Origin of the sequence: Cryptosporangium phraense, assembly GCF_006912135.1 — a bacterium.
Classification (GTDB): domain Bacteria; phylum Actinomycetota; class Actinomycetes; order Mycobacteriales; family Cryptosporangiaceae; genus Cryptosporangium; species Cryptosporangium phraense.
Map to the genome: position 1 here is coordinate 140335 of NZ_VIRS01000017.1, position 23780 is coordinate 164114.

Annotated in this window: 22 protein-coding genes; 12 read left to right on the top strand and 10 right to left on the bottom strand. The window is 73.3% G+C overall.

Translation table 11 applies throughout. The features are described 5' to 3' along the window. Positions 1-18: 18 nt before the first annotated feature. Positions 19-507, top strand: coding sequence for a winged helix-turn-helix transcriptional regulator (locus FL583_RS23570; RefSeq protein ID WP_142706978.1), 489 nt, complete (start codon positions 19-21; stop codon positions 505-507). On the opposite strand, the gene FL583_RS23575 is transcribed toward FL583_RS23570, so the two are convergent. After that, positions 482-979 carry a BTAD domain-containing putative transcriptional regulator gene (locus FL583_RS23575; RefSeq protein ID WP_142706979.1) on the bottom strand — a complete coding sequence of 166 codons (498 nt, stop codon included), beginning with the start codon at positions 977-979 and terminating at the stop codon, positions 482-484. The two genes, FL583_RS23570 and FL583_RS23575, sit on opposite strands and share 26 nt — an antisense overlap. A gap of 77 nt (positions 980-1056) precedes the next feature. Here FL583_RS23575 and FL583_RS23580 point away from each other — a divergent pair, with 77 nt between their 5' ends. Together FL583_RS23580 and FL583_RS23585 are read left to right on the top strand one after the other, a co-directional pair. Next, on the top strand, positions 1057-1890 hold the full coding sequence (locus FL583_RS23580; protein WP_142706980.1) for an SDR family NAD(P)-dependent oxidoreductase: 834 nt from the start codon (positions 1057-1059) through the stop codon (positions 1888-1890). Positions 1891-1910: 20 nt separating this feature from the next. Beyond that, positions 1911-4700, top strand: coding sequence for a DUF4062 domain-containing protein (locus FL583_RS23585; RefSeq protein ID WP_142706981.1), 2790 nt, complete (start codon positions 1911-1913; stop codon positions 4698-4700). Here FL583_RS23585 and FL583_RS23590 read toward each other — a convergent pair. Further along, positions 4697-5749 carry an enoyl-CoA hydratase/isomerase family protein gene (locus FL583_RS23590; protein WP_205752390.1) on the bottom strand — a complete coding sequence of 351 codons (1053 nt, stop codon included), beginning with the start codon at positions 5747-5749 and terminating at the stop codon, positions 4697-4699. The genes FL583_RS23585 and FL583_RS23590 overlap by 4 nt on opposite strands. Before the next feature lie 11 nt (positions 5750-5760). After that, positions 5761-6261, bottom strand: coding sequence for a MarR family winged helix-turn-helix transcriptional regulator (locus FL583_RS23595; protein WP_142706982.1), 501 nt, complete (start codon positions 6259-6261; stop codon positions 5761-5763). 88 nt (positions 6262-6349) lie between these two features. Here FL583_RS23595 and FL583_RS23600 point away from each other — a divergent pair, with 88 nt between their 5' ends. Next, positions 6350-7255, top strand: coding sequence for an NADP-dependent oxidoreductase (locus FL583_RS23600; RefSeq protein ID WP_142706983.1), 906 nt, complete (start codon positions 6350-6352; stop codon positions 7253-7255). 13 nt (positions 7256-7268) lie between these two features. Then, on the top strand, positions 7269-7673 hold the full coding sequence (locus FL583_RS43050; protein ID WP_142706984.1) for a hypothetical protein: 405 nt from the start codon (positions 7269-7271) through the stop codon (positions 7671-7673). Positions 7674-7808: 135 nt separating this feature from the next. Here the strand turns inward: FL583_RS43050 and FL583_RS23610 are convergent, their stop codons facing one another. After that, the gene (locus FL583_RS23610; protein WP_142706985.1) at positions 7809-8471 is read right to left on the bottom strand and encodes a response regulator; all 663 of its coding nucleotides are present in this window, start codon (positions 8469-8471) and stop codon (positions 7809-7811) included. Positions 8472-8476: 5 nt separating this feature from the next. After that, positions 8477-10042 (bottom strand): sensor histidine kinase, encoded by a 1566-nt coding sequence (locus FL583_RS23615; protein WP_205752392.1) that lies wholly within the window; start codon positions 10040-10042, stop codon positions 8477-8479. A 128-nt stretch (positions 10043-10170) separates the two neighbouring features. Here FL583_RS23615 and FL583_RS23620 point away from each other — a divergent pair, with 128 nt between their 5' ends. The 3 genes from FL583_RS23620 to FL583_RS23630 all read left to right on the top strand — a co-directional run bounded on the left by FL583_RS23620 (position 10171) and on the right by FL583_RS23630 (position 14163). Then, complete coding sequence (locus FL583_RS23620; RefSeq protein WP_142706986.1) at positions 10171-11580, top strand: cation:dicarboxylate symporter family transporter; 1410 nt, start codon at positions 10171-10173, stop codon at positions 11578-11580. 68 nt (positions 11581-11648) lie between these two features. Beyond that, a complete protein-coding gene (locus FL583_RS23625; RefSeq protein ID WP_142706987.1) occupies positions 11649-12848 on the top strand; it encodes a CoA transferase in 1200 nt (399 codons plus the stop codon). Continuing rightward, positions 12835-14163 carry an amidohydrolase family protein gene (locus FL583_RS23630; protein ID WP_142706988.1) on the top strand — a complete coding sequence of 443 codons (1329 nt, stop codon included), beginning with the start codon at positions 12835-12837 and terminating at the stop codon, positions 14161-14163. The genes FL583_RS23625 and FL583_RS23630 overlap by 14 nt, the downstream gene beginning before the upstream one ends. Before the next feature lie 83 nt (positions 14164-14246). Here the strand turns inward: FL583_RS23630 and FL583_RS23635 are convergent, their stop codons facing one another. Then, the gene (locus FL583_RS23635) at positions 14247-15179 is read right to left on the bottom strand and encodes a quinone oxidoreductase family protein (protein WP_142706989.1); all 933 of its coding nucleotides are present in this window, start codon (positions 15177-15179) and stop codon (positions 14247-14249) included. Between the two features lie 63 nt (positions 15180-15242). Between FL583_RS23635 and FL583_RS23640 the strand changes: the two genes are divergently transcribed. Beyond that, on the top strand, positions 15243-15830 hold the full coding sequence (locus FL583_RS23640; RefSeq protein WP_142706990.1) for a TetR/AcrR family transcriptional regulator C-terminal domain-containing protein: 588 nt from the start codon (positions 15243-15245) through the stop codon (positions 15828-15830). Here FL583_RS23640 and FL583_RS23645 read toward each other — a convergent pair. After that, positions 15823-16911 carry a CaiB/BaiF CoA transferase family protein gene (locus tag FL583_RS23645; RefSeq protein WP_142706991.1) on the bottom strand — a complete coding sequence of 363 codons (1089 nt, stop codon included), beginning with the start codon at positions 16909-16911 and terminating at the stop codon, positions 15823-15825. The genes FL583_RS23640 and FL583_RS23645 overlap by 8 nt on opposite strands. Further along, entirely contained in the window at positions 16908-17672 is a 765-nt protein-coding gene (locus FL583_RS23650) for a crotonase/enoyl-CoA hydratase family protein (RefSeq protein ID WP_142706992.1), read from the bottom strand. Before FL583_RS23650 ends, FL583_RS23645 begins: the two co-directional genes overlap by 4 nt. Positions 17673-17777: 105 nt before the next feature. On the opposite strand from FL583_RS23650, the gene FL583_RS23655 reads away from it, so the two are divergent. Next, on the top strand, positions 17778-18569 hold the full coding sequence (locus tag FL583_RS23655) for an acyl-CoA thioesterase (protein WP_205752393.1): 792 nt from the start codon (positions 17778-17780) through the stop codon (positions 18567-18569). Here FL583_RS23655 and FL583_RS23660 read toward each other — a convergent pair. Together FL583_RS23660 and FL583_RS23665 are read right to left on the bottom strand one after the other, a co-directional pair. Further along, on the bottom strand, positions 18547-19500 hold the full coding sequence (locus tag FL583_RS23660) for an alpha/beta hydrolase (RefSeq protein ID WP_142706993.1): 954 nt from the start codon (positions 19498-19500) through the stop codon (positions 18547-18549). The two genes, FL583_RS23655 and FL583_RS23660, sit on opposite strands and share 23 nt — an antisense overlap. Positions 19501-19567: 67 nt before the next feature. Further along, positions 19568-20542: a magnesium transporter CorA family protein gene (locus FL583_RS23665; RefSeq protein WP_142706994.1), complete on the bottom strand. Its 975-nt coding sequence runs from the start codon at positions 20540-20542 to the stop codon at positions 19568-19570. A gap of 84 nt (positions 20543-20626) precedes the next feature. Between FL583_RS23665 and FL583_RS23670 the strand changes: the two genes are divergently transcribed. Together FL583_RS23670 and FL583_RS23675 are read left to right on the top strand one after the other, a co-directional pair. Next, a complete protein-coding gene (locus FL583_RS23670; protein WP_142706995.1) occupies positions 20627-21376 on the top strand; it encodes a beta-phosphoglucomutase family hydrolase in 750 nt (249 codons plus the stop codon). Beyond that, positions 21373-23736, top strand: a complete 2364-nt coding sequence (locus FL583_RS23675) for a glycoside hydrolase family 65 protein (RefSeq protein ID WP_142706996.1) — start codon at positions 21373-21375, stop codon at positions 23734-23736. Before FL583_RS23670 ends, FL583_RS23675 begins: the two co-directional genes overlap by 4 nt. Positions 23737-23780 lie beyond the last annotated feature (44 nt).

The window sequence follows — 23780 nt, forward strand, 5'->3', positions numbered from 1 at the left end:
AGGGGTAGCCTGGGCCACATGCCGATGACGCTCGAGGGTCCGCTGGCCGATCGCGCCCGCTGGCAGGCCGACGCCTGCTCGGTCGGCAAGGCGATGGACGTCGTCGGGACGCGGTCGGCGATGTTGCTGATCCGGGAGGCGTTCTACGGCACGACCCGGTTCGACGATTTCGCGAGCCGGGTCGGGATCACCGACGCGATCGCGGCCGCGCGGCTCAAGGAGCTGGTGGCGGCCGGGATCTTCGCCAAGCGGCCGTATCGGGAGCCGGGCCAGCGCACGCGGTACGAGTACGTGCTGACGGAGATGGGGCAGGATCTGCTGCCTGCGCTGCTCGCGTTGATGCGGTGGGGGGACCGGTATCTGCAGGAGGGTGGGGAGGGGCCGGTGGACGTCGTGGCGGCTGAGACCGGCGAGCCGGTCGAGGTTTCGCCGCGCACGTCGGAGGGGGTCGCGGTGGACGCGGACGCGCTGAAGGTCCGCCTCAATCGCCGGCGGGCGCCTCGCTAGCGCTGCCTTCCCCGGAGGCGGGGCCGGCCGCGCCGGCCGGGCCGGCCGCTGGGGCTGGGCTCGCGACTAGCTCGCGGAGCGTGCGTCGGTGCCAGAGCACCAGGTCAGGCCCCGGGTTGATGCCGAGTTCGGCGACGAGCCGCTCGCGGTAGTGGTCGTAGCGCGACAAAGCTTCGTCCACCGGCTCGATACGGAGGAGCTCGAGCAGCACCTCTTCGTCCCGGGGTAGCTCGTCGACCAGCGCGCAGAGCAGCGGCAACGCCTGCGCGGGCTCTCCCAGCCGGGCGAGCGCCAGCGCCCGGGCCCGCACCAGCACCCGGTGCACGCCCTCGGCGTTGGGCTCGGTCGACGGCTCGGTCGACCACAGCGCCAACCCGGCCTCGGCCGCGTCCAGTGCCGCGGCGGGGTTCCCGCCCGCCGCTTCCCGGTCGGCCGTGTCCGCCAACTCGTGCAGCCTCGCGAGGTCGATCACGCCCCGAGCCTAGCCCCGATGCCTGCGGCGACCCGTGGGAGGCATGGCTGGGGGCGTGAGCGGGAACCGCTCCGGACGTGAGCGAGCATCCGCGGAGCGCACCGAACCAGTCCGGCGTCTCCCTCGATCTCAGGGACAAGAAAGCGCTGGTCACCGGGTCTACCCAAGGCATCGGGCACGCGATCGCGCGCGGGTTGGCGTCGGCCGGGGCACAGGTCGTGGTCAACGGCCGGTCGGCCGACCGGGTCGACGCGGCCGTGAAGCAGATCCGGGCCGACGTCCCCGGGGCCGACGTCCGCGGCGCCGCGGCCGACGTCACGACCGCCGAGGGAGCCGACGCGGTCCGCGACGCAGTGCCCGACCTGGACATCCTCGTCAACAACCTGGGCATCTTCGGGGCGAAGCCCGTGCTCGAGATCGACGACGACGAGTGGCGCCGGTACTTCGACGTCAACGTGCTGTCCGGCGTCCGGCTGACCCGCACGTTCCTCCCCGGGATGATCGAGCGCGGCTGGGGCCGGGTGATGTTCATCAGCAGCGACTCGTCGGTGGTCACGCCGGTCGAGATGGTGCACTACGGCATGACGAAGACCGCGCTTCTGGCGGTGTCGCGCGGGTTCGCGAAGGCCGCGGCCGGCACCGGCGTGACCGTCAACTCGGTGATCGCCGGTCCGACCCACACCGGCGGCGTCGAGGACTTCGTCGCCGAGCTGGTCGGCGACGATCTGCCGTGGGATGAAGCACAGGCGCGATTCATGCGCGAGCACCGCCCGCAGTCGCTGCTCGAGCGGCTGATCGAGCCCGAGGAGATCGCCCATATGGTCACGTACCTCGCGTCCGACCTGGCGTCGGCCACCACCGGCGGCGCGGTACGCGTCGACGGCGGGTACGTCGACTCCATCCTGCCCTAGCCCCGCCGTAGGCTGACGCAGTGCGCGTCTTCATCAGCAGCACGTCCGCCGAGTCGGCCGACTATCGGCGGGCCGCTCTCGAGGTCTGCCGCCGTCTCGGCGGCGAGCCGGTCGACGCCTACCTCACACCCGACCCCGCCGAACGGCGGGCCGCCCTGCGCCGCTGCGATCTCCTCGTGCTGCTGGTCGGGGCCGACTTCGGAGACGGGCCGGAAGGCACGCACGCCTCGTACCTGGAGCTCGAGTACGAGTGGGCGGCCGCGCGCGAGCGTCCCCGCGTGCTGCCGTTCGCGGTCGGCACGTCCCCGCGCGACAGCGACGTCGGCCGCTTCGCGATCGTCCTGCGCACCCGCCACGGGCTGACCGAGACGCGCACCGTCCCGGAGTTCCGCGCCGCGCTGCTGCGCGCGCTCGCCCCCTACGCCGGGGATCCGGTCCCGGCCCCGACCGTGCCGGCTCCGCCGGCCTTCCACGCGGTCCCGCCGTACGCGGGCAGCGCTCCGTTCACCGGCCGGGCCGACGCGTTGGCGACGCTCGACGTGTGGGGACGCTCGTCCGACCCGGTGCTCGTGGTCGAGTCGATCGGCGGCATCGGCAAGAGTGCGCTGACCTGGCACTGGGCCCAGCACCGGGCGCCTACGGTCATCGACGGGCTGCAGGGCCGGTTCTGGTGGAGCTTCTACGGGCAGTCGGCGTCGATCGTCCGGTTCCTGCGCGAGGTGCTGGTCTACGTCTCCGGGCGGTCACGGGAGGACGTCGGCCGCCTCGGGCGCACCGAACTCACCGAGGAGGTGCTGGCCGCCTTACGCGAGCGGCCCTACCTGATCGTGCTCGACGGGTTCGAGCGCCTGCTCACCGCGTACCACCGGTTCGACCCGTCGAAGCTGCGCGACGAGGACGTCGAGCCGGCCCGGCGGTCGCTGATCGAGCCGCACGCCGACGAGGTGATCCGGGCGCTCTGCTCGGCCGGTCCGTCGAAGGTGCTGATGAGCACCCGGCTGATCCCCGACGTCGTGGCCGGTCGGTTCGGCCGCCGCGCGGACGGCATCGCCCACCTGCGGCTTCCCGGTCTCACCGACGACGACACGGCCGCGCTGCTCGAGCGGCTCGGCGTCGAGGGCGACGCGCGCGAGTTCTTCTCCGGCCTCGACAACCACCCGCTGCTCGTCGGCATCGTCGCCGGGCTGGCCCGCGAGCACCCGGGCGGTCTGGCGGGCTGGCTCGCCGACCCCGAGGGCGGCGCGGGCCTGGGCCCGGACGACAAGGCCGACGCCGGCCTCGGCCCGGACAAGGGCCTGGCGCAGCGTCGCGCCCGGCTGCTCGACATCGCGCTCGCCGCCGCCCCCGCCCCGCACCGCCAGTTGCTCGGCTGGATCTCCGTGTTGCCGGGTGCGGTCGACTGGCCGACGATGGAGGCGATCAACCCGTTCCGCCCCATGAACGCCCGGGAATGGGCCGAGGAAGGCGCCGACAACGCCGACGCCCGGCTCGACGTCGCCCTGACCGATCTCGAAGACCGCGGCCTGCTCTGGTGGGACCGCTCGGACAACACCTACGACCTGCACCCGATCGTCCGCGCGTACGTACACGACACGCTGGAGGCACCGGAGCGAGTGGCGGCCAACGAGCGGATCCGTGATCACTTCCAGGCCCTCCCGCAGGAGGACCCGGCCGCCGCCACCAGCGTCGAAGACCTGCGCCAGACCCTCACGCTGTTCTACTCCCTGGTCGGCGCCGGGCAGCTCGCCGAGGCCGGCGTGGTCTGGTCCCGCGGCCTCGGCGACCCGCTGCTGATGAACCTGGGCGCGGCCACCACGGTCGTCGAGCTGCTCTCGCCGCTGGCCGCGGACGGCAGCCGCGCGGTCCGGGCCGACCTGGCGATCGCCTACTTCCTGCTCGGCCAGTACACGGTCGCGACCGCGCAGGACACCTCGCTGCTCGCCGACGCGCTGCTCGCGCGCAACGCCGAGGCGGTGGTCCGGAGCCTGGCCCGGCTCGCCGTCGATCTGGCGGCCGGCGGCTCCGAGATCGCCGCGGCCCGCATCCTCGAGCTCTACGCCGAGGTCCGCGACGCGGCCGGCGGCGGGAGCGCCAAGGCCGATCCGTGGTTGCTCGGCGAGCGCGGGATCGCCGCGATCCGCTGCGGCCGCACCGAGGACGGTCTCGCGCTGCTCGACGAGGCCGACGAGGTCGCTGCTGCGCAGCGTTACTACCTCGAGCCCGGCTCGGTCGCCTACTGGCGGTGCGTGGCCGCGTTCACGACCGGTTCGCTCACCGACGACCAGCTGGACGCCACCGAGGCGCTGTCCGCCGAGTGGCGGCACCGCCGCCGGATGGCCGAGCTGCGGGCCGAGTGGCTGCTCCGGTCCGGTCGTCATGCGGACGCTCTGGAGGCCGACGCCGCCGTCGAGCGCTTCGACCGGGACGCCGGACGGGAGACGGCCCCGGCGACGAGCGCGTATCTGCTGGCTCGGCTAGGGCGTCGCGAGGAGGCCGAGGAAGCGGTGTCCGACGCGCTCGAGCGGCTCGCCGGGTTGCACGCGGCCGCGCGTCCGCACTGCCGGGTCGGGCGGGCGCTGCTCGCGCTCGACCGTCGCACCGAGGCCGCCGACCAGGCCTGGCTCGCGTACCGGCAGGCCTGGCGCGACGGGCCGCCGATGGCCGACGACCTGGCCCTGCGTGACGCCCGCGAGCTGCTGGCCGAGCTCGGCGAACCGGAGCCGGAGCTGACGCCGACCGACCCGGCCTCGGTGCGGGTGCCGCTGGAGAAAGAGGTCCAGGCGTTCGTGCGGCGCCTCGAGGAGCGCTAGGACACTTCGTCGACCAGGCCCCAGCTCAGCGCGGTCGCCGCGTCCAGCCGCTGCCCCGACAGGCCCAGCCAGGCCGTGCGCTGGCGTCCGATCCGGCGGGGCAGGCTGACCGTCCCGCCGGCGCCGGGCACCAGGCCGAGGCCGACTTCGGGTAGCCCGATCGACGTGTCCGGGGCGGCGACGACCCGTCCGGCGAATGCCGGAAGCTCGATGCCCGCCCCGAGGCAGGCGCCGTGCAGGTGGGCGGTGGCGCGCGCCGAGGCGGTGTGCAGGAGCCGGGCCGGGCTGCGGGTCAGGCGGGTCAGGTGGGCTCGGGCCGGGTCGGGGCGGCTCCCGAATTCGTCCAGGTCGCCGCCCGCGCAGAAGTCGGGGCCGTCGCCGCGTAGCTCGATCGTGAGGTCCCGGTCGGCCACGGCCAGCGCGAAGGCTTCGGCCAGCGCGTCGCGCATCGGCGCGTCGAGCGCGTTTCGCCGCTGCGGCCTGGCCAGCGTGACGTGCAGAATGTCCCCGTCCCGCTCGATCCGAACCCGCTCAGGGCCGCGCTCCGGCGGCTGGGCCGGGCGGGATGCTCGCCAGCTCGCGAACTCGGCGCCGGACTGGAGCGTGGAGTACGTGGCCGACTCGGCGACCAGCCCGGCCGGCACGTCCGGCCCCTCCGAGCCGCGCAGCAGCAGCGCGAGCGACGTCGCCGCGACCGGGTTCCGCTCGGCGACCGCGGTCAACGCCGAAAGCCTCCCGGCCACGTCGCCGGTCACGTACGGGCGCGCGGCCGACCCGTCGTCAGTGAGCAGAACGTCGCCCAGCAGGAGCGGGACGTGACCCGCGCCGTCGAAGACGGCCGGGTCGGGCACGAGCAGCACCACGACCGTGGGCAGAGCCCGCAGGTCGACCGCGGACCGGCTCGGATCGACGATCGCGGCGAGCCCGGCCGCGGACGCGCCGTCCGGGACCTCGACGGCCAGCACCGGAACACCGAGCGCGGCCGAGAACGTCTCCGCGGCCTTGGGATCGCCGAGCGCGTCGAGCAGGTCGCGGACCCCCAGTGTCACGGCCGATCCGGTCACGACGACCGCCGCCGGGCCCGGGGCGCGGCCGACCGGGGCGGATCCGTGCGCATGTGGTCGCGCACCCGGGTGAGCGCGTCGCCGAGCGCGCTGACCTCGGCCCGGCTCAACGGATCGATCAGCAGCCGCCGGACGACCGCGACGTGGCCGCTCAGCACGGTCTCGATCCGCTCCCGCCCCTCCGCGGTCAGGCTCACGGTCGTGCTGCGCTCGTCCTCCGGCGACGGCGCGCGCACGACCAGCCCGGCGTTCTCGAGCAGCCCCGCCTGGTAGGTCAGCCCGCTCCGGCTGACCACCAGGCTGTCGGCCAGGTCGGTCATCCGCAGCTGACCGCCGGGCGTCTCCCGCAGCGCCATCAAGACCTTGAACTGGACGTTGGTGAGCCCGCCGTCCGTGCGGAGCTGCTGGTCGACCGCGTGTTGGAGCAGGCTGCTGACTTCCATCAGCGCGAAGAACGCCCCGAGCTCGGTGGGGTCGAGGCGTTCGGGGCTCGTCATACCCGCAAATTCTACTTGCTTCAAATTCGAAGCGTGCTACGGTCGAGCCGTGCTTCGAAATCGAAGCATCTCACACCAGGAGGATCTCATGAAGGCAGTGCGTTACTCGACCTACGGCGACCCGTCGGTGCTGACCTACGAGGACGCTCCGCGTCCCGCGCCCGGGGAGGGCCAGGTGCTCGTGCGCACCGCGGCGACCACGTTCAACCCGGTCGACGCGGCGATCCGGGCCGGTTACCTGCGGGAGTCGTTCCCGCTGACGCTGCCGCAGATCCCGGGCATCGAGGTGGCCGGCACGATCGTCGAGATCGGACCCGGCGTCGACCGGTTCGCGGCCGGCGACGCGGTGATCGGGGCCTTACCGATGAACGCCGACGGAGCGTCGGCCGAGTTCGTGGTCGCGGCCGCCGAACTGCTCGCGAAGGCCCCGTCGAGCGTGGCCCTGGCCGACGCGGCCGCGCTGCCGGTCGGGGCACTGACCGCGCAGCAGGCGCTGTTCGAGCACGCGGACCTGCGGGCCGGGCAGCGGGTGCTGATCAACGGCGCCGGGGGATCGGTCGGTGGCTTCGCCGTGCAGCTCGCGGGCGCCGCCGGGGCGCACGTGATCGCGACCGCGAGCCCGCGCAGCGCCGACCGGGTCCGCCGCTACGGCGCCGACGAGGTGATCGACTACACGACGACGCCGGTCACGGACGTCGCCCCGGTCGACGTGGTGCTGAATCTGGTCGCGGCCCCGGCCGACGCGCTGGCCGGGCTGGTGGCCCCGGGCGGGGTGTTCGTCAGCGCGACCACGCCGGCGCCCGAGTCGGTCCGGAGCGTCCAGATGTACCTGCGCGCCGACGCGGCCCAGCTGGCCGAGCTGGCCGCCCAGGTCGACCGCGGTGCGCTGGAGATCTTCGTCGGTGACCAGCGGCCGCTCCCGGAGCTGGCGTCGGTGCACGAGCAGGCCGCGGCCGGCAAGCTCCCGGCCGGCAAGATCGTGCTGATCCCCTGAAGGACGTCTAGGCTTGCCGACCGGCATCCTGGAGGATGATCTCGGACCGCTGCTCACGCTGGCTCTGGTGCGCAAACGCCGCCTGGTTCAGGTCGCCATCGACCTAGCGCTCGACGACGTTGCGCCCGGCCTTGTCCGCGATCACCCGATCCGGCCGGGTGCGTGGCCGGCCCGGCCCGAGCCGTGCGACCCGGATGCCGTCGGGCAGAGACAGCAGCGGGGGGCTTTCGCCGGTTTGGCCCGGGGCGAGCAGGCTACGCATCGGCAAGCCGCGGCCGTCGACGGCGAGGTGAATCGTGGTGCTCGAGCCCCTGCGGGACCGCCCGGTCCCTCGCCGTCGACGCTGAAGGCTTCGACGTCGATCCCGCGGCCGGCCCTGAGGGCGCAGCCCCCTTTCCGCGCCCCGGCCGCGTGCTGAGGCGGCAGGAGGAGTGGAAACGGCCGGCGTCGCTGGTGGATGAGGTCGCCGCGCCGGACACGCCGGGGTCGCTCCATCGGCAGTGGCGGCTGGTCGCGTCACCCGATCGGCGTCGAGCACGAAATCCACGGACATCTAATTCCAGCGATACTCCAGTTCCGGCCGGCCGGCTCGGCCGTAGCGGGCGGCTCGCGTCACCAGGCCGGCCTCCGTCAGATGTTCCAGGTACCGCCGCGCGGTGATCCGAGACATCCCGAGATCCTCGGCCAGCTCACTCGCCGAGATCGGCGCCTCCGAGCTCCGCAGCGCCCCGGTCACCGCGTCCAGCGACTCCGGACTCATCCCCTTCGGCAGCGCGGTCTGGCCGCGGCCGTGCAGCAGCGCCAGCGCCCGGTCGACCTCATGCTGGCCGGCCAGCACGCCACCCCCGGCGACCTGGGCCCGGTAGGCCGCGTACTGCTCGAGCTTGTCGGCGAACGACCCGAACACGAACGGCTTGATCAGATACTGGACGATCCCCAGCGACACCGCCGAGCGGACCGTGTTCAGGTCCCGGGCCGAGGTCACCGCGATCACGTCGGCCCGGTGCCCACCGGCTCGCATCCGCCGGCAGACGTCGAGTCCGTGCAGGTCGGGCAGGTTCATGTCGAGCAGCACCAGGTCGACGTCCACCCGGCCCAGCTCGCGCAGCGCGTCGGCGCCGGTCAGCGCCGTCGCCGCGACCGAGAACCCGGGCACCCGGCGGACGTAGTCGGCGTGGGCGTCGGCCGCGATCGGGTCGTCCTCGACGACGAGCACCGGGATCACCGCAGCGCCGCCCGGTCGCGCACCGGAAGCCGGACCGTGAACACCGCACCGGCGTCGTGGCTGACGTCGATCCGCCCGCCGTGCCGGTGCACGGCCTGCCCGACCAGCGCCAGCCCGAGACCGCGCCCGATCAGCCGCTCGTCGCTCTTCGTCGACCAGCCGCGCGCGAACGCTTCCTCGACCTGATCGGCGTCCAGGCCGCTACCGGAGTCGGCCACCTGGAGCACCAGCTCGTCGCCGTCCAGCCACGCCCCCACCTCGGCCCGCCGCGGCGGCGGCGCGGCCACCGCGGCGTCGACCGCGTTGTCGATCAGGTTGCCGACGATCGTCACCAGGTCGCGCGGGTCGGCGACGCCCAGCGGGACCTGGGCCTCCGGGTCCAGCACCAGCTCGACCCCCCGCTCGTGGGCCTGCGCGACCTTGCCGAGCAGCAACGCGACCAGCACCGGCTCGTCCACCGACTCGACGACCCGGTCGGCGAGCTGCTGGGTGAGGGCCAGCTCGCCGGTCGCGAACTCCTGCGCCTCGGTGACCCGGCCGAGCCCGATCAGCGAGACGACCGTGTGCAGCCGGTTCGCCGCCTCGTGGGCCGCTGACCGGAGCGACTCGGCGAAGCCCCGCACCGAGTCCAGCTCGCCGGTCAGCGCCTGCAGGTCCGTGTGGTCGCGCAACGTGACGACGCTGCCGCCGCCGGCCGGGCGCTGGTTCACGACCAGCACGCGGTCGCCGGTCAGGTGGATCTCGTCGACCCGCTGCTCGCCGTCCGCCAGTAGGGCCAGCGTCGGGAACCCGTCGGCGCGCTGCCCGACGGCGTCGGCCGGGAGGTCGAGCAACCGTCGGGCCTCGTCGTTCACCAGCTGCACCCGTCCGGTGCGGTCGAGCAGCAGCAGTCCCTCGTGCACCGCGTGCAGCACCGCGTCGTAGTACTCGTACATCCGGCTCAGCTCACGCGGGCCCAGGTCGTGGGTCTGGCGCCGCAGGCGCCGGTTGACCAGCCAGGTGCCGGCCCCGGCGACGGCCAGGGCCAGGACCCCGGCGACGGCGAGCGTCCGCAGCTGGCCCTGCAGGCCGCGGTCGACGGCGCTCTCGACGATCCCGACGGCGACGAGCCCGCGGACGGTGCCGCCGACCGTGATCGGCACGACCGCGCGCTCCGACGGCCCGAGCGTGCCGGTGTAGGTCTCGGTGATGCTCTCGCCGCGCAGCGCGGCCGCGGTGTGGCCGAGGAACCTCCGGCCGATCTGGGTGGTGTCGGGGTGGCTGTAGCGGATCCCGGCCGGGCTCATCACGACGACGAAGTCGGTGCCGGTCTCGTGCCGGACCTGCTCGGCGTAGGGCTGGAGCACGGTCGTCGGACGGGGCAGCGAGAGGGCGTCGCGGACCTCCGGGGTGGCGGCCACCGCGCGGGCGATCGACAGCGCCCGGGCCTGGGCGTTGTCGGCGGCCGCGTGCCGGGCCTGGAAGATCGCGGCACCCAGCCCGGCCGCGACGACCACGGTGATCACCGCGATCTGCAGCACGAACAACTGCCGGGCCAGGCTCCACTCTCTCCCGCGTAACACCGTTGCGACCTCCCGTTGATGACCGCAATGTACAGAACAGTGACCGGGGTCACTACGGACGTCATTCTGAGCGCCACCCGCTGCTGCTGCCGTGCCGCCGCTGACATCGCGCAGAAAGAAGGCGTTCCATGTCGACCACCTCTGCCCCGCCGGGCAACGACGGTCCCCCGCCCGTGGACCCCGCCCCGGTGGACCCCGTCCCGCCCGCGCCCCGGCGCGACCGGACCCACCTGCTCTACCTCGCGGTCATCGCCGCGGTGGTGCTCGGAGCCGCCGTCGGCCTGATCAAGCCGGACTGGGGCGTCGCGCTCAAGCCGCTCGGCGACGGCTTCGTCAACCTGATCAAGATGATGATCGCGCCGGTCATCTTCTGCACGATCGTGCTCGGCATCGGCTCGATCCGCAGCGCCGCCAAGGTCGGCAAGGTCGGCGGGCTCACGCTCGTCTACTTCCTGATCATGTCGACGTTCGCGCTGGCCATCGGGCTGGTCGTCGGCAATCTGATCCACCCCGGCTCGGGGCTGGACCTCTCGGCCGCCAACCCGGACAGCGTCGCCAAGTACGTCCAGCAGGGCGAGGGCGACACGATCGAGTTCCTGCTCGGGATCATCCCGACGACGCTCGTGTCGTCGCTGACCGAGGGCGTCGTGCTGCAGGCGCTGCTGGTGGCGCTGCTCACCGGGTTCGCGATCCAGGCCATGGGCGAGACCGGGCAGAAGATCCTCACCGGCATCGGCTATTTCCAGAAGCTGGTCTTCCGGATCCTCAGCATGATCATGTGGGTCGCCCCGATCGGGGCGTTCGGCGCGATCGCCGCGGTCGTCGGCCAGACCGGCTGGAAGGCGCTGACCGCGCTGCTCCAGGTCATGCTGGGTTTCTACATCACGTGCATCATCTTCGTGTTCGCCATCCTCGGCCTGCTGCTCTGGTCGGTGGCGCGGATCAGCATCCTCGGGCTGTTCAGGTACCTGGCCCGGGAGTTCCTGCTGATCCTGTCGACGTCGTCCTCGGAGTCGGCGCTGCCCCGGCTGATCGCGAAGATGGAGCACTTCGGCGTCGAGCGGGGCACGGTCGGCATCGTGGTGCCGACCGGGTACTCGTTCAACCTGGACGGCACCGCGATCTACCTGACGATGGCGTCGCTGTTCATCGCCGACGCGATGGGCGACCCGCTGTCGATCACCGAGCAGCTCGGGCTGCTGGCGTTCATGATGATCGCCTCGAAGGGCGCGGCCGGGGTCACCGGCGCCGGCCTGGCGACGCTCGCCGGTTCGCTGCAGGCCCACAAGCCGGCGCTGGTCGACGGCGTCGGGCTGATCGTCGGCATCGACCGGTTCATGTCCGAGGCCCGGGCGCTGACGAACTTCGCCGGCAACTCGGTCGCGACCGTGCTGATCGGGGTGTGGACCGGCGGCTTCGACCGGGAGCAGGCCCAGCGGGTGCTGTCCGGTGAGGCACCGTTCGACGAGGCCACGATGCTCGACGACGGCCACGGCGGGTCCGCCGGGAAACGGGAGCTGGCCACGGCGTCGTCGTAGGACTCGATTCGCCGGTGCCGCCCCGGTCAGCCGCCGGCGAATCGATCACGGCCGAAGGTCGGCCGTCGGTGGCACCCGGACTCGTCGCCTCGGTCCGGGTGCCACTGCACTACGGTGAGCTGGTGTTTTCCGCGCGGTGCAGGCCCGGTGGCAGCACGTGCGCGGTCGAGACGTGGTTCCGGTGGGGGCTGGGCGACCTGACCGGGCCGGCCGAGGAGCCGGGCCTGGCGCCGGACGCGCCGGTGGCGGCCCGGGTCGAGGGGTTGGTGGCCTCGCTCCCGGCGGTGGATCCGGCGCACGTGCTGGCCGGGCGGGCCGGGCTGCAGGGCTGGGGACGGTCCGGCCGGATCTCGGCGAACGGCACCTGTCGGTTGCTGCGGGCGGCCGACGGGTGGGTGGCGGTGAACCTCTCCCGGCCCACCGACGTCGAGCTGGTCCCGGCGGTGCTCGAGGCCGAGATCGAGGGTGACCCGTGGGAGGCGCTCACGTCCGCCGCCGCGGCCCGGCCCGCGGCCGAGCTGGCCGCCCGGGCCCAACTCCTCGGGATCCCGGCCGCGGTCCCCGCAAGCTCCGTCGGGCTTCCCCCACTCACGATCCGGACGCTCCGCGAGCCGGCCGACGCGGCGGCGGGCTGGCGCGTCGTGCTGGATCTCTCGGCGATGTGGGCCGGCCCGTTGTGCGCGCATCTGCTCGGACGGGCGGGCGCGCACGTCGTCAAGGTCGAGGACGTCCGCCGGCCGGACGGGGCCCGGTTCGGGCCGGCCGCGTTCTACGACGAACTGCACGCGGGACACGCGAGCGTCGTCCTCGACTTCGCGACCACGTCCGGACGGGACGCCCTGGCCGCGCTGGCCGAGGAGGCCGACGTCGTCGTCGAGAGCAGCCGCCCCCGGGCGCTGGCCCGGCTCGGCCTGCTCGCCGAGGAGTGGGTCGCCGCGCGTCCCGGCCGGACCTGGGTCTCGATCACCGGCTACGGCCGGGGCGACCCCGAGCAGCGGGTCGCGTTCGGCGACGACGCCGCGGTCGCCGGCGGGCTGCTGGCCACCGACGGGCACGGCGGTCCGGTGTTCTGCGGCGACGCGATCGCCGACCCGTTGACCGGCCTGTACGCGGCCTCCGCGGCGTTGGACTCCGCTCGCGGGGGCGGCGGCCACCTGCTCGACGTCGCGATGGCCGGGGTCGCCGCCTGGGCGGCCCGCCCGGGCGACGGACCGCGGTACGCGCACGTCCGCGACGAGTCCGGGGTGCTCCGCCATGCTGATCCGTGACGCCGAGGTCGACGGCGTCCCCGGGCTCGACGTCCGGATCGAGGCGCGGCGGATCGTCGACGTCGGACGGAGGCTGACCCGGCGCGCCGGTGAAGAGGTGCACGCCGCCGACGGCGGGGCGTTGATCCCGGGGCTGCACGACCACCACGTGCACCTGCGCGCCTGGGCCGCGACCCGCTGGTCGGTGCCGCTCGGAGACGTGCACGGGCCGGAGGCGTTCGACCGGCGCCTACGGACGGCGGCCGGGTCGGCTCCGGACGGCATCTGGCTCCGGGGCGTGGGCTGGCACGAGCGTGCGCACGGCGAGCTGGACCGCGCCCGGCTCGACGCGCTCACCGGCGGCCGCCCGGCCCGGGTCCAGCACCGCACCGGCGCGCTCTGGGTGCTGAACAGCGCCGCGCTCGCGCTGACCGGCGCCCCGGACGACGTGTCGGCCGCCACCGGCCGGCTGCACCGGCTCGACGACTGGCTCCGCGCCCGGGTCGCGGCGGTGGGGCCCGACCCGTTCCCGGCCGCGGTGCGCGCGCTCGGCGCCGAGGCCGCCGGGTACGGCGTCACCCGCTTCACCGACGCGACGCCCGGCCGCGACCGGGCCGAGACCGAGGCGCTGACCGGCCTCGGCCTTCCTCAGCTCCTGCGGCTGATGTCCCCGACCGGGGTCGGCCCCGGCCCGCAGAAGATCGTGCTCGACGACCCGACGCTGCCGCCGGTGGAGACGCTCGCCCGGACGATCCGGGGGATCCACCGCTCCGGGTCGGCGGTCGCGGTCCACTGTGTCACCGCGGAGCAGCTGGTGACGCTGGTCGCCGCGGTCGAGGAGGCCGGCCGCGTCGCCGGTGACCGGGTCGAACACGCGGGGATCGTGCCGCCGGGGTACGCGGACCGGCTGGCCGCGCTCGGGCTGGCCGTCGTGACGAACCCGGGCTTCCTCGCCGACCGGGGCGACGCGTACCGCCGGGAGGTCCGGCCGCCGGAGCGGGACTGGCTCTACCCGGCCCGCTCGCTCCTCGACGCGGGCGTGACGCTCGCCGCCGCGACCGACGCTCCGTTCGGCCCGGCCGACCCGTGGATCGCGATCGCCGCCGCCGTGGATCGCCTCACCCCGGACGGTGAGGTCCTCGGCCCGCACGAGCGGATCTCGCCGTCCGAGGCGCTCGCGCTCTTCCACCGCGACCCCGACGGCGGTCCCGGCCGTGCCGGGGGCGCGGTCCGGCGGGTCGCGGTCGGTCAGCCGGCCGACGTCTGCCTGCTGCACGTTCCGCTGGACGTCGCCCTACGCGCACCGTCGTCGGAGAACGTGCGGACGACGTTCTGAGGGCGGCACCTCCGTCGCGTCACGGGCAGACCCGCGCGACACGCCATTCGGAATCAACCATGAAGCGCGAGAGCGCCAGTGGCTTACGGCGTGACGATCAGGCGTTTGCCGCGGAGGTCGGTGCGTTGCCAGGCGGACTCGATGTCGGACAGCGGCACCACCTCGCGTTCGAAGACCAGTTCGCCGGAGCGCGTCCAGGCCAGGATCTGCTCGTAGACCTCGCCCATCCCGGCGCCGGACAGCCCCTTCGCGGCCCCGTAGACCTCGACGCCGGACGTCCGCAGGCTGTCGGCCCGCAGCGTGACCGCGTTCCCGGCCGATTCCCCGATCTGGACCACCCGCGTCGGCTTCGCGAACGCGAACGACTCGGGCGTCAGTGCGCGGAACAGCACCTCGGCCGGCCGCCCCCACAGGTAGTCGAGCACCACGTCGTACGGCCCGGCCTCGACGAACGCCCGACGCAGGTCCTCGTCGGACACCGCCGTGTTGATCACCGCATCCGCCCCCGACGAGGCCAGAGCCTCGTCGTCGCGGCCGGTCGCCACGACCCGGCCCGCCCCCAGTAACCGCGCGATCTGCAGCGCCACCCGCCCGGCCACGCCGGTCGCACCCTGAACGAGCACGGTCTCGCCCGGCTGGAAACCGGCCGCGGTCCGCATCGCCATCCCGGTGAACGCCGTGGCCAGCGCCGGAGCGAGCGTGGCCTCGACGCCCTCGGGGATCGGCGCGTACGCGTCCACCGCGACCTTCTCGGCCAGCGCCCCGTACGGCGCCCGCACGTTGCCGAACCCCACGAGCGTGCCGTCGGGCAGCGTCCCGACCCCGTCGAAGCACGGGATCAGCGGGTACACCGGGTCGGTGCTCGTGTAGTGCTCGCCGGCCGCGACCGCCCGGTCGACGTTCTCCACCGCCACCGCCCGCACGTCGATGAGCACCTGGCCGTCGGCCGGCACCGGGTCGGGAAAGTCCTCGTAGACCGGCACGCCACCGCGCCGATGGATCACCGCTGCCTTCACCGGGAACACCTCTCTCTAACACTGTTAGAGAGACCGTACTCTAACGGTGGTAGAGGAGGGAAGATGGCGGTCACCCGGGATCGGCTCGTCGCCGAGGCGCTCGCACTGCTCGACGAGGGCGGGCTCGCCGCGGTGACGTTCCGCAAGCTCGCGCAGCGACTCGGCGTCCAGGCGCCGACGCTCTACTGGCACGTCAAGAACAAGGCCGCGCTGGTCACGGCTCTGGCCGAAGCGATTCTGGCCCCGGTCGAGCTGCCACCGCGCACGGACGAGGAGCGGTGGCAGGACTGGTTGTCCGCCCTCGCGCAGCGGCTGCGCCGCGCGCTCCTCGCGCACCCCGACGGCGCGCAGGTCGTCTCCCAGGCCCAGCTCTCGCTGCGGATGGCCGAGATCTCCGAGACCGCCATGCGGACGCTCGCCGAGAGCGGCCTCTCGCTGCGGAACGCCCGGCTGACCGTGCTGGCGGTCGAGCGGTTCACGATCGGGCACGTGCTGGAGGAACAGGCCGGCCCGCCGGACGTCGAGGGCTTCGATCTGGACGCGTACGCTGCCCGCTACCCGACCGTGGTGCGGGCGGTCGCCGACTACTTCGAGCCCGGCCGCACGGTGGACGACCTGTTCACCGATACGTTGGGTGTGATCCTCAGCTGAGCCAGTCGGCCAGCACTTCCTCGTTGTGGGCGCCGGCGCCGGGCGGGGGCGTCGGCGTGCCCGGCGGCGTCCGGGAGAAGCGCGGGGCGGGGGCGGCCTGGGGCACGCCGTTGAGGTCGGCCACCGTGTTCCGCGCGGCCACGTGCGGATGCGACGACGCCTCGGCGAACGACAGCACCGGCGTCACGCACGCGTCGGTGCCCTCGAAAACCGCGGCCCACTCGTCCCGGGTGCGCGACCCGAACCGCTCGGTGAAGCGCTTGCGTATCGCCGGCCAGTTGGCCCGGTCGTCGCGCGAGGGCAGGTCGTCGATCTCCAGCCCGGCCAGCAGCGCGGTCCAGAACTGCGGCTCCAGCGCTCCGACCGACACGAACCGCCCGTCCGCGCACTCGTAGGTGTCGTACCAGGGCGCCCCGCCGTCGAGCAGGTTCGCGCCCCGCTCGTCCGTCCAAACTCCGGCGCCGCGGAACGACCAGAACATCTGGGACAGCAGCGTGGCCCCGTCGACCATCGCGGCGTCCACCACCTGGCCCTGACCCGACCGCTCCCGCTCCCAGAGCGCCGACAAGATCCCGACGAGCAGCAGCATCGAGCCGCCGCCGAAGTCACCGACGAAGTTCAGCGGGGGCACCGGACGCTCGCCGGCCCGGCCGATCGCGTGCAGCGCGCCGGTCAGCGAGATGTAGTTGATGTCGTGCCCGGCCCGCGACGCCCACGGCCCGTCCTGGCCCCATCCGGTCATCCGGGCGTAGACCAGCCGGGGGTTGATCGCCGCGCAGTCGTCGGGACCGATGCCCAGCCGCTCGGTGACGCCCGGCCGGTACCCCTCGAGCAGCACGTCGGCCACCGCGATCAGCGATCTCACCCGCTCCAGGTCGTCGGCATCCTTGAGGTTGAGCGCGATCGACCGACGTCCACGAAGGAGCTGGTCGGAGGAGCCGACGGTCGGGTCGAAGCCCGGGACCGGGCGGTCGACGCGGACGACGTCCGCGCCGAGGTCGGCCAGGATCATCGCCGCGTGCGGACCGGGGCCGATCCCGGCGAGCTCGAGCACGCGCAGCCCGGAGAGGGGACCCATCACCGGCCCTTCCACACTGGCGCGCGCTTCTCGGCGAACGCCCGCGAGCCCTCCTGGGCGTCCTCCGATCCCAGCACCGGAGCCACCAACGGCCCCTGCTTCGACCACAGCTCGGCGTCCGTCCAGTCCTGCGACTGCACGATGATCTGCTTGGTCGCGGCCACCGCGAGCGGCCCGTTCGCGGCGATCCGGGCGCCCAGGGCCTTGGCCGCCTCGAGTGCGCCGCCGGGCGTCGTCAGCTGGTTGACGAGGCCGAGCCGGTAGGCGTCGGACGCGGGCAGCGGGTCACCGGTGAGGGCGAGTTCCATCGCGACGGCGGGCGGGATCCGGCGGGGGAGGCGGACGAGGCCACCGGCCGCGGCGACCAGCCCACGCTTGACCTCGGGGATGCCGAACTTGGCGTCCTCGGCCGCGACGATCAGGTCGCAGGACAGCGCGATCTCGCAGCCGCCGGCCAGCGCCCAGCCCTCGACGGCGGCGATGATCGGCTTGCGCGGCGGGGTCATCGTGATGCCGCCGAACCCGCGCTTCTCGTCGTTCGGGTTCTCGCCCGCGACGAACGCCTTGAGGTCCATGCCCGCGCAGAACGTGCCGCCCGCGCCGGTGATGATGCCGATCGTCAGGTCGTCCCGCTCGTCCAGCTCGTCGAGGGCCGCGGAGACCCCGGCGGAGACCGCACCGTTGACCGCGTTCCGGGCCTGCGGCCGGTTGATCGTGATGACCGCAACGCCGTCGGCGTGCTCGACCAGTACCTCGTCGCTCACTGCACCCCAGCCCTTCGCCGTCGGAACCTCTCCTACCGACGAACCTAGCGGAGATCCGTGGTTCCGGTCACAGCTGACCGGAAGTCTGTCCGATACGGTTTCGGCGTGGAGCAGACCACGACCGACGCGTCGACGATCGTCGACCTCTTCACGCTCGAGCCGGTCGCGCCCGACCACTTCCGGGCGACGACGGTGATCGACGACCCCCACCCGATGTTCGGCGGTCAGCCGGTCGCGCAGGCGCTGCGCGCCGCCGGGCTGACCGTCCCCGAGGGCCGCCTGCCGCACTCGCTGCACGGCTACTTCCTGCGGGCCGGGGACGCCGGTCAGCCGACCGACTTCCGGGTGGACCGCGACCGCGACGGCGGCTCGTACTCGGCCCGCCGGGTGACCGCGCTCCAGCGCGACGAGGTCATCTTCACGATGTCGTGCTCGTTCACGACGACGGCCGACGGTCCGGACGTGGACGACGTCCCGGCGCCGGACGTGCCCGGCCCGGAGAACCCGGTCCCGATGGGGCGGATCGTCTCGATGGAGACCGCGCTGCCGCCGTACCCGTATCCGGGCAGCGCGTGGCCGACCCGGTACTGGGTCCGCTGCACGGCCGACCTCCCCGACGACCCGCTGCTGCACGCGTGCGTGCTGGCCTACGTCTCGGACGTCTCCAACGGCACCGCGGCCTACCACGACGAGACCGCCAGGTCGGGCTCGAGCCTCGACCATGCGCTCTGGTTCCACCGGCCGGTCCGGATGGACGAGTGGGTGCTGATGGACCTGGTGCCGCACACGATCGCGCACGGGCGCGGGTTCTACAGCGGCACGATGCGGTCGGCGGACGGGGCGCTGGTGGCCTCGATCGCCCAGGAGTCCCTGTTCAGAAGCCGCCGAAAAACCTGATCCGGTCGTCCAGGGCCCGCTGGGAGACCGCGGCCTCGGGGGCCAGCAGGTCGAACGCGTGCGGCGCTCCCGGGTGCAGGTGCAGCTCGACCGTCGTGCCGACCCGGGCCAGCCGCGCCCCGAACGCGAGCGCCTCGTCCCGGAGCACGTCGAGCCCGGCGATCTCGAGGTAGGTCGGCGGCAGCCCGGCGACGTCCCCGGCCCGGGCCGGGGATGCGTACGGCGGGGTGTGGCCCGGTTCCTCGTCGAGCGGACGGCCGAGGACCGCGGCCCAGGCCGCCCGATTGTCGCGGTGCGACCAGATCGTCTCCCGCCCGAGCAGCGGGTCGGCGTGGACCGTGCGGTCGTCCAGCATCGGCTGGATCAGCGCCTGCCCGGCCAGCGTCGGTCCGCCGCGGTCCCGTCCCAGCAGCACCGCGCCGGCCGCGATCCCCGCGCCTCCGCCGTCGCCGGCCACCGCGATCCGGCTCGGGTCCGCGCCGAGCTCACCGGCGTGCTTGGCCGCCCACACGACCGCCGCGTAGGCGTCTTCGACGCCGGCCGGGTACGGATGCTCCGGCGCCAGCCGGTACCCCACCACCAGCATGGGGACGCCGCTGGCAGCGGCGTAGTGGCGCATCAGCGGGTCGTAGAGCGCTGTGCTCCCGGCGATCATCCCGCCGCCGTGCAGGTAGACGACGAGACCGGTGGACGGCATCCCGGCGCGCCGGTAGAGCCGGAGGGGTACCGGTGTTCCGTCGGCCGAGGGGGCGGTGTGCTCGGTGACGTCGACGTCGTCGGGGGTGGGGAGGCGCTCGAAGAGGGCGTGGTAGAGCGGGTCGAGCCCGGCCCGGACCGCGAGCGCGTCGGAGTGCCCGGGGCCATCGTCCGGGTCCGAGAGGGGCAGGGCCCCGAGCGCTGCACGAATCTCCGGATCGAGGCCCAGCGTCATCGTTACCTCCGGTATCTGCCGTTTTGCGCAGTTTATCGGGAGGCGGGATTGGCCCCAGGCGGGCGGGTCACCACCAGCCCTGGCGCTTGGTCCAGATCAGGAGCCAGCCCGACAACAACGCCATGGCCGTCAGGACCACCACCAGCGCAGGCCAGCTCGTCGCCTCGTTCACGATGATGTTCATCCCGAGCACCGACGAGATCGCCGTGACCGGCAGCGTCACCGCGGCAATCACCGCCAACCGCTCGGCCGCGACCGTCATCTTGGTGTTCGTCCGGGTCTGGTACAGCGCGATCACGCCCTGCAGGTAGTCGGACTGGGCCTCGGCCATCGCGGTGATCCGGCCGAACTGGTCGGACGCGTCGCCGACCAGCAGCTGACCCTCGTCGGACAGCACCCGGAGCCGCTCCAGGCGCCCGAACAGCTGCCGATCGAGCGACGCCATCGTCTGCACGGCCTGGAGCCCGTGCCGGACCCGGAACATCTCGTCCAGGAACGGCTCCGGGTTGCCGTGCATGGCCCCGCCGGTCACCTCGCGCTCCAGCTGCCACGTGTCGGTCGTCAGCGTCGAGACGTGGTGGGCCATCCGCCGGTTGAGGGCGGTGATCACCGCGTGCGCGATGTCGTACGACGACGTCGGCGTCCAGCGACCGGCGTCGACCTTCTCGAGCAGCGGCCCGGTCTCGACCAGCGCGAGTTCGGGCGACACCGCCGGGTTCAGCGGCCCGTGCACGGTGACCAGGTACTTCGGCCCGAGGAAGACGTCCAGCTCGATGTAGTGCACGTGACCGCCCGCGCCCAGCTCGGGCGCGTGCAGCACGAGGAAGACGTGGTCGGAGTAGACGTGCAGCTTGGGCGCCGGGTTCCGGCGCGCCGCGTCCTCGATCGCCTGGTGGTGGAAGCCGAAGACCTCCTCCAGTACCCGGGCGCCCTCGGCGTCGCCCGGCGGCACGTCGACCCAGACCAGATCGTTCCCGGCCAGCGCCTTCGGGAGGTCGTCCGCCGACTCCACGCCCGTCTCCCGGAACACTCGAACGTCCATGTCCGGAAGCGTGGCACTGCTACGTGAACAGGAAGTTCACCAAGCATTCGAAGGCAAGACCGAACACCTGCCTAGCCTGGCGTCATGGGAACGCTGGGATTACCGCCAACGGTTCGCGGCTGCCTGTTCGACCTCGACGGCGTGGTGACTCGCACCGCGGCACAGCACGCCCGGGCCTGGAAGCAGACGTTCGACACCTTCCTCGCCGAGGACGCCGAGCGGCGCGGGGTGCCGTTCGTGCCGTTCACGATCGAGGGTGACTACATCCGGTACGTCGACGGCCGGAAGCGCCTCGACGGCACCCGGGCCTTCCTCGAGTCGCGGGGCATCGAGCTGCCCGAGGGCACGCCGTCCGACGACGCCGGCACGGCCACCGTCTACGGGGTGTCCAACGCCAAGAACGCGCTGGTGCTGCACCTGATCGACACCGAGGGCGTCGAGGTCTTCGACGACGCGGTCGACTACCTGCACGCGCTGCGCGACGCCGGCCTGCCCCGAGCGGTGGTCACGTCGTCCGCGAACGCCCAGCAGGTACTCAAGGTCACCGGGCTCACCGACCTGTTCGACCTGCGCGTCGACGCGATCCTCGCGGCCGAGAAGGGGCTGGCCGGCAAGCCCGCGCCCGACACGTTCCTGGCCGGCGCCGAGCTGCTCGGGCTCCGCCCGCACCAGGCCGCGGTGTTCGAGGATGCGCTGTCGGGTGTCGCGGCCGGGCGGGCCGGGCAGTTCGGGCTCGTCGTCGGCGTCGACCGGGTCGGGCAGGGCGCCGAGCTCAAGACGGCCGGGGCCGACGTCGTGGTGAAGGCGCTCACGGACCTCCTGGAGGACAGATGATCGGATCCGGACCGTTCGAGATCGACCCCTGGTCGATCCGTGAGACCGGGCTCGACCTCGATCGCCTGCCGGCCAGCGAGTCGGTGTTCACGCTGGCCAACGGGCACATCGGGTTACGCGGAAACCTCGACGAGGGCGACCCGCACGGGCTGCCGGGCACCTACCTGAACTCGTTCTGCGAGCTCCGCCCGCTGCCCTACGCCGAGGGCGGCTACGGCTACCCGGAGTCCGGGCAGGCGATCGTCAACGTCACCAACGGCAAGCTGATCCGGCTGCTGGTCGACGACGAGCCGCTCGACGTCCGCTACGGGCAGATCCGCTCGCACGAGCGGGTGCTGGACTTCCGTACCGGGATCCTGACCCGCCGGATGGACTGGGTCTCGCCGGCCGGAAAGGCGATCCGGATCGAGAGCGAGCGGCTGGTCTCGCTGGTCCAGCGGTCGGTCGCGGCGATCAGCTATTCGGTGACCGCGCTCGACCAGCCGGTGCAGCTCGTCGTGCAGTCCGAACTGTTCGCGAACGAGGAGCTGCCGGACTCGGAGAAGGACCCGCGGATCGAGTCCGCGCTGCCCCGCGTGCTGCACCCGGAGGTCCACACCAACGACACGACCAGCGCGACGCTCCTGCACAGCCTGAAGGGCACCGGGCTCCGGATGGCCGCGAGCATGGAGCACCTGATCGCCGGCCCGGCCGGAACCGAGACGCACTCCAGCAGCAGCGACAACATCGGCCGGACGACGGTCGTCTGCCGGCTGGCGCCGGGGCGCACGCTACGGATCACGAAGTTCCTGGCCTACGGCTGGTCGTCGCAGCGGTCGCTGCCGGCCCTGAACGACCAGGTCCGGGCCGCGCTCACGGCCGCCCGCTACTCCGGCTGGGACGGGCTGAAGGACGAACAGCGCGAGTACCTGGACGCGTTCTGGGAGAGCGCCGACGTCGAGATCGAGGGCGACGCCCAGCTCCAGCAGGCGGTCCGGTTCGGCCTGTTCCACGTCCTGCAGGCCGGGGCCAGGGCCGAGGGCCGGGCGATCCCGGCCAAGGGCCTCACCGGCCCCGGCTACGACGGCCACACGTTCTGGGACACCGAGACGTTCGTGCTGCCGATGCTCAGCCACACGCTCCCGGACGCGGCCGCGCACGCGCTGCAGTGGCGCCAGTCGACGCTCCCGCTCGCGGTGGAGCGCGCCGAGACGCTCGGATTCGCCGGCGCGGCGTTCCCGTGGCGGACGATCCGCGGCCAGGAGTGCTCCGGCTACTGGCCCGCCGGGACGGCCGCGCTGCACGTCAACGCCGACATCGCGGACGCCGTGCTGCGTCACGTCAACGCGACCAACGACGACGAGTTCGAGCGCTCGACGGCCGTCGAACTACTCACCGCGACGGCGCGGCTGTGGAAGTCGGTGGGTCACCACGACCCGGCCGGCGGTTTCCGGATCGACGGCGTCACCGGTCCGGACGAGTACAGCGCGATCGCCGACAACAACCTCTTCACGAACTTGATGGCCCAGCGCAACCTGCGCGGGGCCGCGGCCGCCTGCCGCCGCCACCCGGACGTGGCGAGCGAGCTCGGCGTCGACGACGAGGAGATCGCGGCCTGGGACGACGCGGCCGACGCGATGGTGCTGCCCTACGACGAGAAGCGCGGGGTGCACGCCCAGGCCGAGAACTTCACCAACCACGCGGTCTGGGACTTCGCCGGTACGCCGGCCGACAAGTACCCGCTGCTGCTGCACTACCCGTACCTCGATCTGTACCGCAAACAGGTGGTCAAGCAGGCCGACCTGGTGCTGGCCATGCAGCTCTGCTCCGAGGCCTTCACCCCGGAGCAGAAGCAGCGCAACTTCGCCTACTACGAGCAGATCACCGTGCGTGACTCGTCGCTCTCGGCCGCGACCCAGGGCGTGATGGCGGCCGAGACCGGGCACCTCCAGCTGGCCTACGAGTACCTGTGCGAGACCGGCATGCTCGACCTGCACGACCTGGCCGGCAACACCTCGCACGGGCTGCACATCGCGGCGCTGGCCGGGGTCTGGTCGGGCGTCGTCGCCGGGTTCGGCGGGATGCGCCACCTCGAGGCCGGCCTGTCGTTCTCGCCCCGGCTGCCGCAGGAGCTGTCCCGGATCACGTTCGCGATCCGCTGGCGCGGGCGCCGGCTGCGGGTCGAGATCACGCCCGAGCAGGCCTGGTACAGCCTGGCCGAGGGCGGCGAGATGGAGCTGCTGCACCACGGCGAACGGCTGACGGTTCCGGCCAACAGCGCGGTGCTGGCGGCGATCCCGCCGGCCGCGCCGGTCGAGCCGCTGCGCCAGCCGCCGGGGCGGGAGCCGCTGGTCCGGCGCCTGCGTGAAGCGCGCGAGTAGGACGGGTGGCGCAGCCGCTTCGGCGGCTGTGCCACCCTACTCGG